Annotated in this window: 20 protein-coding genes; 5 read left to right on the top strand and 15 right to left on the bottom strand. The window is 60.0% G+C overall.

Annotated elements, in window-relative coordinates:
- The 3 genes from C5L10_RS14300 to C5L10_RS14290 all read right to left on the bottom strand — a co-directional run bounded on the left by C5L10_RS14300 (position 1) and on the right by C5L10_RS14290 (position 3,396).
- On the bottom strand, positions 1-585 hold the full coding sequence (locus C5L10_RS14300) for a DUF2163 domain-containing protein (RefSeq protein WP_105430229.1): 585 nt from the start codon (positions 583-585) through the stop codon (positions 1-3).
- A 103-nt stretch (positions 586-688) separates the two neighbouring features.
- A complete protein-coding gene (locus C5L10_RS14295) occupies positions 689-1,306 on the bottom strand; it encodes a hypothetical protein (protein WP_105430228.1) in 618 nt (205 codons plus the stop codon).
- Positions 1,306-3,396, bottom strand: a complete 2,091-nt coding sequence (locus tag C5L10_RS14290; protein WP_105430227.1) for a phage tail length tape measure family protein — start codon at positions 3,394-3,396, stop codon at positions 1,306-1,308. The genes C5L10_RS14295 and C5L10_RS14290 overlap by 1 nt, the downstream gene beginning before the upstream one ends.
- Positions 3,397-3,454: 58 nt before the next feature.
- Between C5L10_RS14290 and C5L10_RS14285 the strand changes: the two genes are divergently transcribed.
- Complete coding sequence (locus C5L10_RS14285) at positions 3,455-3,847, top strand: hypothetical protein (RefSeq protein ID WP_105430226.1); 393 nt, start codon at positions 3,455-3,457, stop codon at positions 3,845-3,847.
- 109 nt (positions 3,848-3,956) lie between these two features.
- A complete protein-coding gene (locus tag C5L10_RS14280) occupies positions 3,957-4,358 on the top strand; it encodes a hypothetical protein (RefSeq protein ID WP_105430225.1) in 402 nt (133 codons plus the stop codon).
- 42 nt (positions 4,359-4,400) lie between these two features.
- Here C5L10_RS14280 and C5L10_RS14275 read toward each other — a convergent pair whose 3' ends face one another.
- The 4 genes from C5L10_RS14275 to C5L10_RS14260 all read right to left on the bottom strand — a co-directional run bounded on the left by C5L10_RS14275 (position 4,401) and on the right by C5L10_RS14260 (position 6,061).
- Positions 4,401-4,619 (bottom strand): hypothetical protein, encoded by a 219-nt coding sequence (locus C5L10_RS14275; protein ID WP_245448003.1) that lies wholly within the window; start codon positions 4,617-4,619, stop codon positions 4,401-4,403.
- Between the two features lie 113 nt (positions 4,620-4,732).
- Positions 4,733-5,134 carry a hypothetical protein gene (locus C5L10_RS14270; protein WP_037076074.1) on the bottom strand — a complete coding sequence of 134 codons (402 nt, stop codon included), beginning with the start codon at positions 5,132-5,134 and terminating at the stop codon, positions 4,733-4,735.
- 11 nt (positions 5,135-5,145) lie between these two features.
- The gene (locus C5L10_RS14265; RefSeq protein WP_105430223.1) at positions 5,146-5,634 is read right to left on the bottom strand and encodes a hypothetical protein; all 489 of its coding nucleotides are present in this window, start codon (positions 5,632-5,634) and stop codon (positions 5,146-5,148) included.
- A 1-nt stretch (position 5,635) separates the two neighbouring features.
- Positions 5,636-6,061 carry a phage tail terminator-like protein gene (locus tag C5L10_RS14260; RefSeq protein ID WP_105430222.1) on the bottom strand — a complete coding sequence of 142 codons (426 nt, stop codon included), beginning with the start codon at positions 6,059-6,061 and terminating at the stop codon, positions 5,636-5,638.
- A 13-nt stretch (positions 6,062-6,074) separates the two neighbouring features.
- Here C5L10_RS14260 and C5L10_RS33660 point away from each other — a divergent pair, with 13 nt between their 5' ends.
- Entirely contained in the window at positions 6,075-6,293 is a 219-nt protein-coding gene (locus C5L10_RS33660) for a hypothetical protein (RefSeq protein WP_172717037.1), read from the top strand.
- On the opposite strand, the gene C5L10_RS14255 is transcribed toward C5L10_RS33660, so the two are convergent.
- Genes C5L10_RS14255 through C5L10_RS14245 form a run of 3 tightly spaced genes read right to left on the bottom strand, consistent with a single transcriptional unit; the run spans position 6,247 to position 8,104 of the window.
- Positions 6,247-6,696, bottom strand: coding sequence for a hypothetical protein (locus tag C5L10_RS14255; RefSeq protein WP_105430221.1), 450 nt, complete (start codon positions 6,694-6,696; stop codon positions 6,247-6,249). The two genes, C5L10_RS33660 and C5L10_RS14255, sit on opposite strands and share 47 nt — an antisense overlap.
- Positions 6,696-7,745: a head morphogenesis protein gene (locus C5L10_RS14250; RefSeq protein WP_105430220.1), complete on the bottom strand. Its 1,050-nt coding sequence runs from the start codon at positions 7,743-7,745 to the stop codon at positions 6,696-6,698. Before C5L10_RS14250 ends, C5L10_RS14255 begins: the two co-directional genes overlap by 1 nt.
- Entirely contained in the window at positions 7,742-8,104 is a 363-nt protein-coding gene (locus C5L10_RS14245; protein WP_105430219.1) for a hypothetical protein, read from the bottom strand. Before C5L10_RS14245 ends, C5L10_RS14250 begins: the two co-directional genes overlap by 4 nt.
- A 122-nt stretch (positions 8,105-8,226) precedes the next feature.
- On the opposite strand from C5L10_RS14245, the gene C5L10_RS14240 reads away from it, so the two are divergent.
- Positions 8,227-8,700 carry a hypothetical protein gene (locus C5L10_RS14240; protein WP_105430218.1) on the top strand — a complete coding sequence of 158 codons (474 nt, stop codon included), beginning with the start codon at positions 8,227-8,229 and terminating at the stop codon, positions 8,698-8,700.
- Between the two features lie 9 nt (positions 8,701-8,709).
- Here C5L10_RS14240 and C5L10_RS14235 read toward each other — a convergent pair whose 3' ends face one another.
- The gene (locus tag C5L10_RS14235) at positions 8,710-9,204 is read right to left on the bottom strand and encodes a DnaT-like ssDNA-binding protein (protein ID WP_105430217.1); all 495 of its coding nucleotides are present in this window, start codon (positions 9,202-9,204) and stop codon (positions 8,710-8,712) included.
- Positions 9,205-9,319: 115 nt separating this feature from the next.
- Here C5L10_RS14235 and C5L10_RS14230 point away from each other — a divergent pair, with 115 nt between their 5' ends.
- Positions 9,320-9,712, top strand: a complete 393-nt coding sequence (locus tag C5L10_RS14230; RefSeq protein WP_105430216.1) for a hypothetical protein — start codon at positions 9,320-9,322, stop codon at positions 9,710-9,712.
- A 29-nt stretch (positions 9,713-9,741) separates the two neighbouring features.
- Here the strand turns inward: C5L10_RS14230 and C5L10_RS14225 are convergent, their stop codons facing one another.
- Genes C5L10_RS14225 through C5L10_RS14210 form a run of 4 tightly spaced genes read right to left on the bottom strand, consistent with a single transcriptional unit; the run spans position 9,742 to position 12,628 of the window.
- On the bottom strand, positions 9,742-10,050 hold the full coding sequence (locus tag C5L10_RS14225) for a hypothetical protein (protein ID WP_105430215.1): 309 nt from the start codon (positions 10,048-10,050) through the stop codon (positions 9,742-9,744).
- A gap of 11 nt (positions 10,051-10,061) precedes the next feature.
- Positions 10,062-11,000 carry a DUF2184 domain-containing protein gene (locus C5L10_RS14220; RefSeq protein WP_105430214.1) on the bottom strand — a complete coding sequence of 313 codons (939 nt, stop codon included), beginning with the start codon at positions 10,998-11,000 and terminating at the stop codon, positions 10,062-10,064.
- 12 nt (positions 11,001-11,012) lie between these two features.
- Entirely contained in the window at positions 11,013-11,477 is a 465-nt protein-coding gene (locus tag C5L10_RS14215; RefSeq protein WP_105430213.1) for a DUF2190 family protein, read from the bottom strand.
- The gene (locus tag C5L10_RS14210; protein WP_105430212.1) at positions 11,477-12,628 is read right to left on the bottom strand and encodes a DUF2213 domain-containing protein; all 1,152 of its coding nucleotides are present in this window, start codon (positions 12,626-12,628) and stop codon (positions 11,477-11,479) included. The genes C5L10_RS14215 and C5L10_RS14210 overlap by 1 nt, the downstream gene beginning before the upstream one ends.
- Positions 12,629-12,691: the final 63 nt, after the last annotated feature.

Below are 12,691 nucleotides of genomic sequence, written 5' to 3'. Positions count from 1 at the left end.
TCAGGTTCTCGCGGCCACTCGGCCCCAGAAGATGTCGACACGGCCACGCTTGGCCGCATGCTGGAAGAACTTGTCGTCAGGCGCCCGCCGCGCCTGGTCGGTCATGGTGCGGTACCGGCCGTTCTTGCGGGAATAGTCGAGCTGCCGCCCTTCGCAACGGGCAACGAGGATATAGCCGCGCTCCGGATCGACCTGGTGCTCGACGACATCGAGGTAACCGCGCGCGACGACCTCCACCTGGAGGAGAGCACCAGTGTCGGGATGGAAGTGGGCATCCATCACGGTCACCGGCCGGTCGCGATAGTCCTCGATCTCGATCTGGGTCAGGACATCCGGCGTCAGGCCATCGTCAGGGCTCTCGGCAAGCGTCAGGGTGAAACCGCCGTCGGCGCTCGTGCCCGTCCCGCCACCAATGTCCGACACTTCGATCAGGCCGAACGGCTTGTATTCGACACCGGAATAGGTGAACGGCTCTGCTCGGCTGATGAAACCGTAGATGCCGGAGGCGAACTGAAACCGCATCATTTGCCGGGTGGATATCCGGCCCTGGTCGTATAGGTCTTTAATCTCGGTAGTGAGTGTCATCAGATCTGCCTGCGCTTCTGAGCGTCTTTAATACTTTGCAGCAACCACTGCCTCAGAGCAGGGTCCTCGGTAAGCCAGCGCACCAGTAGGTTTCTGATCTTGTTCATTGTGCTTCCACCAGACGAAAGGAGACATTGTAGAAAAGACCGTCCCGGGGTGGCTCGAAGCTCCCCGGTACCGGACGCATGATAAGTGCAGGATTGGCAAATCGAACAACAGTGCCGGCCTGGGAAACCGTCGCAAAAGGCGGCGGCTCGATTGTGATCGTCCGGGTCGTGCCTGCGCCTGCCACTTCGGTTACGCGGCCGATGTGGTAGCGCGTGAGGCGCTCAAGCCCAATCCGATCGCCGATAGCAAGCGACAGCCCAGCATCCACGCCGGACACCGAGAGCACGTTGCCGCCAGTGACCGACACGAGATTGCCGGCATCATCCGCGGGGGCGTGGTTGTTGATATGGTTCTTCGGATACCGTGCGAACGGGAGCCGGAAGAGAACGCGTTGCAACCCCTCCCGGAGAGAAAGCCACCATGCCTCGACCTCGGCATATTGATCGTATCGGAGTGGCTTGGTCGTGACGGCCACTTCCCATGCCGGGTCGTTGATCTGTGTGTAGTTGATGAGGCGCGCTCCAGAAGGAGACGCCTTCACCGGGTCGCGCAATATCATGTCGGCCCGGACGTAACCAACATCCGGGATTTCACGAGGAAACGTGATTGCCATTAGATCACGCGCCTCTTCTGCGCATCCTTGACCGTCTGAACAACGCGGGTGGGCAGGTCGGCCTTGAGAGCGGCAAGCTCTCGCTGGACCCGCGCAAGCCCCTCAGGATCAGCGCCGGTGGCGTCGATAGAGATCGAAACGGGAGCGGTGACAGTGCTGCTGCTGCCCTGTCCTGCCCCGCCGTTCTGATTGGCGGCCGTCATTATCCGGTGATTGGGGATGACCTCTTCACCGCCCTTGAACCGCACCAACTCCGGACCTTTTTCCCCGACCCAGGCAACGCCTGGACGAGCAGCAGGCGTTCCGGCAGCGTAAAGGCCGATACCGGGCTTGGATGGGAATGCCCCTGCCCCTCCGCCACCGAACAGGCTGCCGAGGAAGCCGAAGATTCCCCCGCCGCCTCCCCCAGAGCCGGCGCTGTTCACTTGGAACAAGGCGTTCATGACGTCATCCAACAGCTTATCAGTTATCCGGTCCAGCACACCGAGCGCGGCATCTCCGAAGGACTTCCACACGCCTTCGCTATTACGGAGTCCCGCGCGGAAGTCGTCGATGAACCCGCGCGTGGTGTCCTTCGCGAACTCCATCTGCTCACGGATCTTCTGGGTACCGTATTCAAGGGAGGCCATTTGATCGGCAAGATTGGAAATCTCCAACCTCTGGGAGCCTGTCAGCGTGATCCCCCGCGCCTGAGCTTTGTTCAACAGATCCTGTTCATACCGAAGCTTCAGCGCGGCCTGCTCGGTCAGGCCCAGCGCATCGCGTTCAGCCTGGAGCGAAGCGATCCGACGTTTGGCGCCATCGATGACATCTTCATATTTCTCGGCTTCGGACTTCGAACCCTTCCTCTTTTTCTTGTCTACCGTATCCATCCATTTGGCGAGGTCCTTAAGCGCAGCGGCACCCTTGCCAGCTGCCGTCGATATTCCGTCGCCGATTTGGCCGATCCAGTTCGTGTTCAGGTCCTTCTCTATCTGCTTGTTGCGATCACCAACCGCAGAGGAGAGCGCGTCTGCGTAGGGGTTTTTGATGGTCCCGAAGTCGACATTGGAAATCTGCCCGATCTGAAAACCTCCCGGCAGCTCGCCCAAGGTGCTGTTGATGCTCTGGACCATCCCATTGAGCATGCCTGTCGCAGCGTTAATCATCTGCTGGATTGCACCTATTGTTGCGTTTGCGGCGCCGATCGCGGCAGAGCCGATTATGTTCGGGAACTGGTTCCAAACGAATTGAATATCGTGGAAAGCCGCGACGAACGACCCGATCACTAGGTTCGCGCCCCGCTTGGCGGCATCTACGACATCAAATCCGAGCATCTTTGTCAGCTCATCGCGGAAGATTGCCACCGCAGCAACGGCCGCTCCGATTCCTGCGATGAACAGGAGAGCCGGGTTCGCGAGCAGGAACGCGGCCGCAACGCCGCCCAGCTGAACAACCAGCCGGCCGAGCCAAGCGATGAGGGATATCACGCCACCGATGATGGTGGGCGCGTAGATCAAGGCCATGGCTGCGGCCGCAGCGACGGCATAGGGGGCGATCTCGTCGAGGACATCAGCCAGAGCCCTCAGCGCGCTGCTCGCCAGTTTCGACCAGTTGACGAGCTGAAGTCCAGCCGCTGCGGCGGCGACCAGCGCGATCGTTACAAGGGAAAGAGGCGACAGAAGGGCCAGGAACGCCTGCGCAAGCCCGGCTACCGGACGCTCCATCGCACTAAGTACCCCGACGAGTTGGGTGCCCTGCTGGAGGGCGATCTGAAGCGGGTTCATCGACATAGCAGCTGTTACCGCAATGTCCTGGAATTGGGCGGCAATGTTGCCAACGTTCGCCCGGCCACCGGCGCCGCGGTTCTGGTTCGCCGCCTTGTTCATCATCTCGATCTGCTTTGAGGCATTGGCAGCTGCGGCCCCTTGCTGGGCATAGGCTTGAGCGGCAGAGGAAGCCGCGCCAGTCGCCCCCCGGTTAGCGGCGGTAAGACCTTCGGTAGATGCTTCGGCTCGTGCAGCAGCGCCGGCGAGCTTCGTCAGTTCACCCGTTGCACGGTCGGCGCCCTGAGTGGTGACCTGAACGCCAAGCTGAGCAACGTCTGCCATGTCTTTACCTTTTTCCAGAACGCAGCCATCGTCCCGGCTTCAACCAGGAGGATGATTCATGCGGTTTTCGGTTCTCGTTATTTCGGTTCTCACGGCGACGTCGGCGCAAGCCGCTTGCAACGGCGACCTAATCGCGGTCCAGGACTGGAATATCCGCCCACTCGACGCGACTACCAATGAGCTCACTTACACGGTCAAATCTAACGCACCGAAGGCAATCAGAATGATCGATGGCCAAGTGGGATTCAAAGACGCACTAGGCAAGTCAATTGGACCATTGGCGATAGAACGCGATGCCGTCCTGACAGTAGGAGGGACCTTCACAGAGACTCGTCGATGGGGTCCACACACATTCGAACGGCTTCTAAAGCTGAAGAAGGACGAGGTGACGCCTTACACCTGCGTGAAGGCCGTCCTTTATGAAGACGGGTCAAAAGAAGAGTTTAAATGAAAAGGCCCGCCGAAGCGGGCACCTTATCCACAACAACTCACAGGCCTTGCCCGCTCGACTCCCGGTTGCTGCCGTGATCTCTTCTCGCTGCCAAGCCGAGGAGGGAAGTATGACAGGGATTTCAAGATCGTCGGAACGCGTATTAGAGGCTGATAGAGCCGAAGTCGCCATGACACCCGATGGCAAAACGATCGTCATCGAGTACGATGTCGGCGCCAGCGAACTTCTTCGGGTGGCGTTGCCCTTCGACCTGACGAAAGACCTGGTGGCGCGGATCATTCAAGTCGCGGGCGCGACTATGAACGGCGAGAGTTTCGTTCGGTTGACGCCGGTAACGGCGATCGATGCCCAGCCGACTGACATTCCCGGCCAAATTCTTCTATCGCTGTATGATGAACTTCGATTGGCCCACCACTACTCACTCCCATTGGAAGTATCCGCGCCACTACGGGCGCGAATTCGAAGCGCAGAAGCTCAAGCGAAACGAGGCGTCCCGACTGGTAGAGCGTGATAGCCTCCAAGTGAAAATGCCCCCCGTTGTCCGGATCTGTGCCTACTGTTCTGTTTCCCTCTCCCTGATCGCCTCGGCCTCCCGATCGATTTCGGAGACATATCGGCTATCCATCGACCGCAGGATCGCCACCTCCTCCCGCCTGAGGACGTTTCCGGTAAGCTGCAGCCAAGCCAGCATTTCGGAGGATGAGACAGGATTGGCGCCGTTGAAGCCGCTCCCCTGCCCTGCCCGTATATCCCAAAACCACTCCCACAGCATGGCGCCTTCATCGGGAATGTCAGGCTCCGGGCTTTCGACCTCGAACGCGTCGTTTCTCTCCCGACGCGTTTCGCCGTCCTTGTCCCTGACGCAGTCATACCGGGCAATGACTGCTACGGCTTCGCAGAGCCTTTCCCCAAGCTCTTCGTAAAATTTGCCCGATCCTCGGAGGCGGCCGCGACCTGGTCATAGATCCAGCCCGCTTCAGAGACGACCTCGCGGGCCATCTCGAACGAGAGGACCGGCTTTGAGCCCTTCCAATCGTGGTCACCCCAATCCCAGGAGGCAATCGCGGCTGCCGCGCGATCGAGATATTCAGCCTCGACCTTGGACGACGTCAGCTTCTTCTTCCGGCTGGCGAGGAACTTGTCGGAATGCTCCCGCACGACCCGCTTGACCGCGTCGCTTTCGGACGATCGGATCATGAAGCGGATGCCGATCAGTTCATCGGTATCCGGCCCGGTGAGCTTAAGCTCGTGCAGATCCTCGGAATTGACGAGTTTCGAAATGTCCATGTTCAGTCCTCTCAGGGGATTTCGGCCGGACCGACGACGATCGGCAGCTGGTTCAGGCCAAGGGTGAAGCGCTCGAGTTCGAAGTCATCGGACCCGCCGCCGGGATACAGCGGTCCGGAGACGACACCGCGGCTGTAGATGATCGTGTTGGTGTGGTCCGCGTCCGGCTTATCATTTCGTTCGATTTTGACAGCCAAGTTGTTCTGATTGAGCGGTTCACCGAACGTGCGAAGGATCACCTGGCCGGCGTCGTCAAAGACAGAGGCGACCTCGATAACAGGGTCGCCGGCGTTGGCCGTGCCCTTTTGCTTCTGTGTGACCGCCTCGTCCAGCGTGTTGTAGCTGTTCATGGTGGAGTTCGCGCCGAAGTCACCGACGTTGCCCACCTTCCCGACCTGAACCCAGGTAAGCGCAGCGAATGTGCTTGCGATAAGGTCATCATTTTGGGCGGCGGCGCAAACGAACACCTTCGTGCCCTTCTTAGTTGCCTTGTTTGCCATTTCAGGTCTCCGGTTCGAAGGCGATGTAGGGGATGGAGACCGGGATGTTCATCCGGTCCTCGTCCTTGATTGGGCGGGATGCCCAGGGCTCGCTGCTGATCGTGATTTTCACGCCAGAGGCGAATATCGTCTGGTTCTTGAAGCGGTTGATAACCTGATCCGCGACCTCCTGGGCGTCGATGATGGCCGAGCCCAGCGGCCACATGACGCTCACCTGTGCCAGGCCGACTTTCTGCTGCGGGTCGTCACCCATCGTCACCTGACGGGTCCGGTTCGGCATGAAATCGAACTTCAGGTACTTGGCCGGCTTGGTCTGCCCCGTCGGCGGGAAAGTGATGCCTGGCGTTGAGATCGGCAGGGCCGCAGGTAAGCCCTGCAGCCGCGTGAGCAGCGCAGCAAAGATTATTGCGTCCGTGCCCGTCGCCATGTACCGATACCCTATGTCAGAAAAGCCGCCCCTATCGGACCGCGATGTTCATGAAGCGTTGCATAACGCGTGGCTGATGCTGGCCAACGAAACCGGCGCGACCGAATACGGCAACAACACCCTGAAGGCGGCCCGCCTGTCCCTGTTTACCTTCCAGATGACCATGATGATGAAGATGGAAGGGTCTACAGAAGACCAAATGCCTTCCCCACCTTCTCCGCATTGCGGTTGACGTGGACGCTCCAGTTCTGGACGGCTCCACGGACGAAGCCAGCCGGTGCGCGTCCATTTGCGCCATACTCCTGGTGCCCCGCGTAGGCAGCCGTGTATCCAAAATAGAAGTCATCATCTAAGGATGATCCCGCGATGATTGCCTCGATCGTGCCGAAGTCAAAGCTGTAGGTTCGGCCATCGACCGGCTGCGCGCCCGGGTTGATCCTTGGCATTGTCGCCGTGGATGCCATGAGCGAAGCCCACAGGAAGCCGGTATCGAAAGGCAGTCGGCCGCCTTCGCTGTCCAGCGTCTGCATTTCCTTCACGACGTCGGCGGCGCTTTGGTTCCTGACCGCTTCGACGGCCTCCGGCACTTTGTCCGCCCAGCCTGCCACGGCCGCAGAGAACGAGAGCGTTGCCATCAGGTGGCCCTCGCCCTGTAGCGGCGAAGCCCGGCCGCGATGTAGTCGATGTCATATTCCATCCGGCATTTGCATCCAATGCGATGACGGGCCGGCACCTTCGGATCGTGCGGGTACATCAGCGCCGTACCGTCCGCCGCGATGAACGGCATGTCGATCGGCACGCCCGCCTCACGGGATTGCGTCGCGAGCTGCAGGTGTTGAAGCCGAGGATGCTCGGATCCGGAATGCTTCCACTTCTTGGTGACTTCCGCCGCGGTGATCTTTCCGGCATCGATCTGCTGGCGGACGGCATTATCGCGCACCGAGAACAAGGCCGTCCTGGTTTCCTCAAGCCCGATCATCTCGCCCCGCAGCTGCAGGTTCTTGTCCGACAGTCGGCCGATGATCTTCCCGACCATGGCGGCATCAACCGACCTGCCCTCACGGATCGCCTTGGCGACGGATCGGTCAAAGCGCCTGTCCCGCGTCTTTAGGTCGAGGTAGGAGCGCATTCCCTCCACATCGCCCGACAGAAGGTTCTCGCGGGCGCGGGCGATGAATTCCACCTGGCGTGACGTTAGCCCAATCGTGCCCCCCTCGCGCCGGCCCGTAACCCGGTTGATCCGGCCGATCACGTCGAGCGCCGTGGAAGTCGGGTTCCTTCCCTGCGACAGGCCTGCCTCGAAAGCAGTCCGCAACGCCAGCCTCTGGTCTTCGGTGATGTTCGTCACCAGTGTCGAGGACTGCTCTCTGATCAGCCGCTCTGCTTCTGGGTTGCGAACGCCGAACTGGAACAGCACCCTCGTCCCGCCCGGCGCCACCAACGTTGGCAAGCTCTTGGCCATGTTGATGCCGCCCGCATTGAACGCCTCGCGGAGTGACATTTCCAGGGCAGCGAAGGCTTCTGGCTCGAACTGCACAGCAGCCACCGCGCCCGCAATATCACCGCGCTCGAGCCGCTCCACGATCGTCTTAAGCACGACGGACGACCGGATGGCTTCAATGGCTTCCCGAAAAGCGGCCGCGACCTTCGGCTCATACTGAGCGAGCAGCTCCTCGTAGGTCACGCCAGACGCCCTTGGACGATGAAGACGACATTCGTGATGCCGTCGTAGTTGTTCGGGTCCTCGGCGAGGACGTGGTAGGTCACGCCGCCGGCGGAGACGATGTCGCCAGGGGTTGGCACGATCGCAATGCCGACGGACGAGATGTAGACCTGCCGATCTGCGGTCGTGATGTTCGTACCGTCGATGTACCGCTGGTCATATGTCATCGGCACCAGCTTGGCCGGATATGCCGTTTCTGTGCCGTCGCCCCCCTCGACAGGGTCCGGAGGCGTGATGCGCGTCACGGTGCCCAGCTGGCCGTATTTCTCGATCAGCCGTCGGGCAGTCTCCTGCAAGCGGGCGTAGATTGCGTTGGCCACTGCAGCTCCTAACGCGTTAGCAGAAACAAAATCGAAATGGACGAACGGTTTTCAGTTTCATGCACTCGACTCTGCCGGTCTTCTCTGCTTCGTTCGAATAAACAACTTCTAGGGGAATAATCATGGGTATCGGTGGTGTAATCCAAACGACAGTCGTCCTCGGCGTTTTATGGCTGCTCTTGGTACTGGGAATCCAGTATTTGGCTTTGGAGCAGCCAAGCAACATGTCGATCGCGGCTCTAAATGGGACTGTCCAAACGTGGTCTCAGGCAATGGGCCAGTTCATAAGCCCAATCCTTCAACTCGCTTTGATATTGATCATCCTGCTTGCGGCGGCTGAGAAGCTCGGCTTTTCTGCTAGTGATGCCAACAACAATACCTTCAGTCTCTTTGGATTAGCCAAGAGCACAAGCGTTCAGGCCTTTATAGCGGTGGCGATTATCGTTGCCGTCGTCATCGGCGCACTTGCGAATATTGCTCGAATAGACGTCCTGAAAGACTTGGCACTTGTGGTCGTCGGCTTTTATTTTGGCAAACGTCCGGGGGAAACCATCGCAGCGAAAGTGGATGGTTCCGAGAGTCCGAAAACGGAGTAGCGCCTCAACTCACACAGCCAGTATCCCCGGCAGGCACGGCATCAGGAACGGCCAGAGCAGTCCCTCGATCGCCGTGACCACCGGAGTGGCCATAGCGACCATGTCGTCAACGCTGGTCGACGAGGATGTCGAGTATTCGACCTCAAGCTGGCCGATCTTCTCGCGCTTCACGCTCGCGGACCCGGTCACCACCGGCGACAGGCTGCCTGGGTTGGTCAGTTCGAGGAAGGCTGCCTCGTAGCTGGCGTTGATGATGGCCGGCGGGATAATGTCCGACGGGACCGCCTCGCCCCAATAGGTCGAAGCGCCGATGCGCGGCCATGCCCTCTCCTGAGCGTACCCGCCGGTGCGATGACCGGGAAATTTCATCTCATACCGATCAATCACCATAGAGCCGCGCTGACGTGCTGCGGTTATCTGGAGAGCGGTCGTCCCGTCGGGAATGACATGTCCGGCGGCTTCGGCGTAAGCGGCAAAGCCTTCGTTGTCACCGTATCCGGCCATCTCATTTCCTCGATGTTAATTCACCCACCGTAGGAACGATCCGACAGCGTCGCGACGGGGGGATTTCGTGGGCAGTATTGATTGGGACATGGTATCCGGGTGCGCAGACGTGCTCATGGCAGCCACCGCTATCATTGCCGCTTGGTACGCACTGAGACAGTACAGCGTATCGGTGCGGCTTCACGAAATCGAGCAAATCACCACTATGTACCGCGTCACAGCCGATGTAATGCGGCAAGGTCAAGTGAAGGGCTTTGATCGTTCCAGTATAAGAGAGGCGCTAAATGTCCTTGAAATGCACGAGCGCTTGATAGCGGACCGACTACTCTCGGAAAAATCGGTCAAATTCTATCGAGACGCGATTTCAATCAATGAGCACCTCGGCGAGATTCCAGCCACGAACCTAGACTTGATTAGGGATGTGCTCGAAAATGACAAGCATGGCTATAGGCACCTTATCGCCGCTTTGAAAGCTGGCGAAACGACCAGATACATCATCAATTGGTAGCCCCGGCCGTTGCCGGCCGAGGCCAATCGCTATTCCGCCAGCTTGGCGTCGATCAGTTCCTTGAGCTTCACGTTCGAGATGTTTCCCGGATATTGCAAGCCCAGTTCATTAGCCTGCTTTTTCAGCTCGTCGCGATCGGGGCTGTCGTCGGTCTTACCGACGCTCTTGCCCTCGATTGTAAGGCTTCCCTCGTCGACCCAAGCCTTGACCACGGGGTGATCTTCAACCTTGGCCCAGTCCGACGCCTCGACCTCGATCGTGCCTTTGCCAAGGATGACCGGGCCGCCAGGGATGCCGAAGCCGCCCGGGCGATTGTTCGTGATGGTGATTTTCGACATGTCGGCTCTCCTCAAATCCCGTCGAGATAGCGCATTGCACCAGGACGACGGACCTCAACACCACCGAGGCGGAAGATCCCCGGCACCTCGAACTTCAGCAGGCGCTGCTCCGCCTGAAGCCATCGGAGGGGCATCGGGACGTGCATCTTCACCACGCCCGGGTCACGGCGATAGGCGACCAAACGGTGCGTGCTGCCGGCGCCGGCGGTCTCCAGGCCGAACACCGCACGGATCGTCAGTGGCCGGCCCGTGCGGATCGTGTAGATGTTGGCCCGCTGTATGTGCTCCAGGACCGTCGTGGTCATCGTCGCGTCGAGGCGCTTGGTCGCAATGTAGGCATACCGATCCTGATCGAGCAGAACGGTATCCACCTGCTCGATCCCGTTCGAAGCGGTGAAGACGATCCCAAGGACATCATTGACGTCCTTCAGGATCTCGTCCGGCGTTTTGGTCGGCCAGGTCGCGGTACCGCCGGCGCCGTTGGGTGCTGTCAGGGCCGTAACCGATGCGGTGTTGAGCAAGCCGGTCATGCCGAGCTTAGCTCGCCCCAGGAACGCGACGTTGTCGACGAACTGCTCGTACTTACGACGAGCGGCGTCTGCGCGGTCGCTCTCCAGGCGGATGCCGTATGCCTGAGCATGGGCGAGCTCCTGGAGATTGTACCGATAGCCGATGCCGGCCATGAAGACGCGACTGTTGCCGCTGTCGAGCTTGAAGTCGACGAACGGGATATCATCCCCGTCCGGCGAAAACTCGCGGGCCTGACCGACGTCGTCACCCATGGAGAAAAAGTCGATCGCAGTCGTCCAATCCGGCGCCGAGTTATCTACCGGCACCAGTTCACGGTACTGATAGTCCGGATACTGGCGAGCGTAGATGCCCGGCTCGATGTAGTTCTGAGCCGTGCGGAGGAAATTAAGCGCCAACGCGGGCGCGTCCATAGTGAACATGCTCGTTCTCCCTTACTTGGTGACGCCAAGGCGGAGACGTGCGAGCTGGTTTGTGGTGCTCGTGACGCTTGCCCATTCGGCATTTTCGATGAGTTGGTTTGCCGCCGAGTTGGAGACGTTCGTGAACGCGCCTGTCGGGGTCATGTAGACGGGATCACCCTGCGCGACGGCAACCAGCGCCGTAACCCAAATCGAACCGGTCTTCATCACGCTGATCTGGTCGTATGGCTTGCAGACCTCGCCGTTGGCAAACGGCAGCGTCCGGTCGACAACCGAGACGCCGGCGAACTTGCCGAGTGCGGCCGGCAGAGCGACGGTATCCTCCGCGGCAGCATAGATGACGCCACGGCCGAAGGGGATGTCACCGGATGCAGACGCGACGACCATCGACGTGATCCAGTGCGGTTCAGTTGTTGCGATCATCCCCGGATAGCCAGCGGGGGTGTCGCGCGAGTAGGAGACGGTCGGGAAGGCCATTATGCAGACTCCTTCTGATTGCCCTGCCAGGCGTTGCGATCCCGCTGCAGCATCGCCTCATAAGCCTTGCTGGAGTCACCGAGATCGGCGTGGGTGGTGAGGCCGTCCTTGACGACCGATGCGAAGGGGTCGGACCCTCCGGCCTTCTTCGCGTCTTCGGCCAAAATGTCGAAGCGAGCGTCGATGTAGGCTTCCACCTTGTCGGCTATCGCTGCATCGCCGAGCTTTGCCGCAACGACCGCCTTGCGGATTGCCGCGTCGGCGAGACCTTCCGTCTTCACATCCTTGGTGATTGCCTTGGCGGTGGAGATGAGGTCCGCACGAGCTTGGACCCGCTTATCGAGATCGGCATCGGAAAGGACCTTCGCCTTGAGCGAGTCGATCTCGGCGTCCTTCTTGGCAAGCTCGCCATCCTTGGCAGCAATCGCCGCGAGATGCGCAGTATCCGCTGTGCCCATCTTAGAGTTGGCATCGGCAAGCCGCTGCTGCAGCGTAGCGATGACCGTGGCGCCCTGGTCGGTTACCTCAACCGGGATGCCATCGACGGTAACCGTCTTCAGGTTCATGATCTTTTCCTCTTTGGGTTGATGATCATTGATCGGGGCAGCGCCCCACTCTTCGGAGGCGGCATCGCCGATCCGAGCCTTGGAACCAGCTCTCGCCTTGTCGACGATCGCGAGGTGGTTGATCTTGATGTTCGTCTGGGTGGCGTTGAATGGCTGCCCGTCTGGCGCCACGCCGTCGCCCCAGACCAGTTCGCAGACATAGCCGGCGGAAAGCTCACGCTTTCCGGTCTCGACCGCCTGGATAGCTGCTGCGTCCTTGAGGATGAGCGGCAGGTGCACCCACTCGCCGTCTTTCTTCGCCGCGGTGCTGACCTCGCCCACGGCTAGCTGCTTCCAATTGTCGGCGTTTACCGCCTCTGCCGGATGGTCCATCGTCACCGGGGCGTGCGTGAAACTCTGGAGGCTGTCGGCCGAGAACACCTGGTCGGCGGGGCGATAGACCCGAACGACGGGCAAATCGGGCTTGCCGACTTCCGAGCCCGTATAAAGCTGGATGCCAGTTCGCACCGACCGAGCTTCGGCCACGAGGTATCCATCGGCCGTCCGACGCGTGCCGGACACCGTTACAGTGTCAGTAAATTGCATAGGCTATAGCCTCATAGAAAAAGCCGCCTTGATGGGCGGCTGGTGATGTCTTGGTGTCGCGGG

This window comes from Neorhizobium sp. T6_25 (assembly GCF_002968555.1).
Classification (GTDB): Bacteria; Pseudomonadota; Alphaproteobacteria; order Rhizobiales; family Rhizobiaceae; genus Neorhizobium.
The sequence above is the reverse complement of the archived record's forward strand: the minus strand, read 5'-3'. Positions and strand labels throughout refer to the sequence as shown.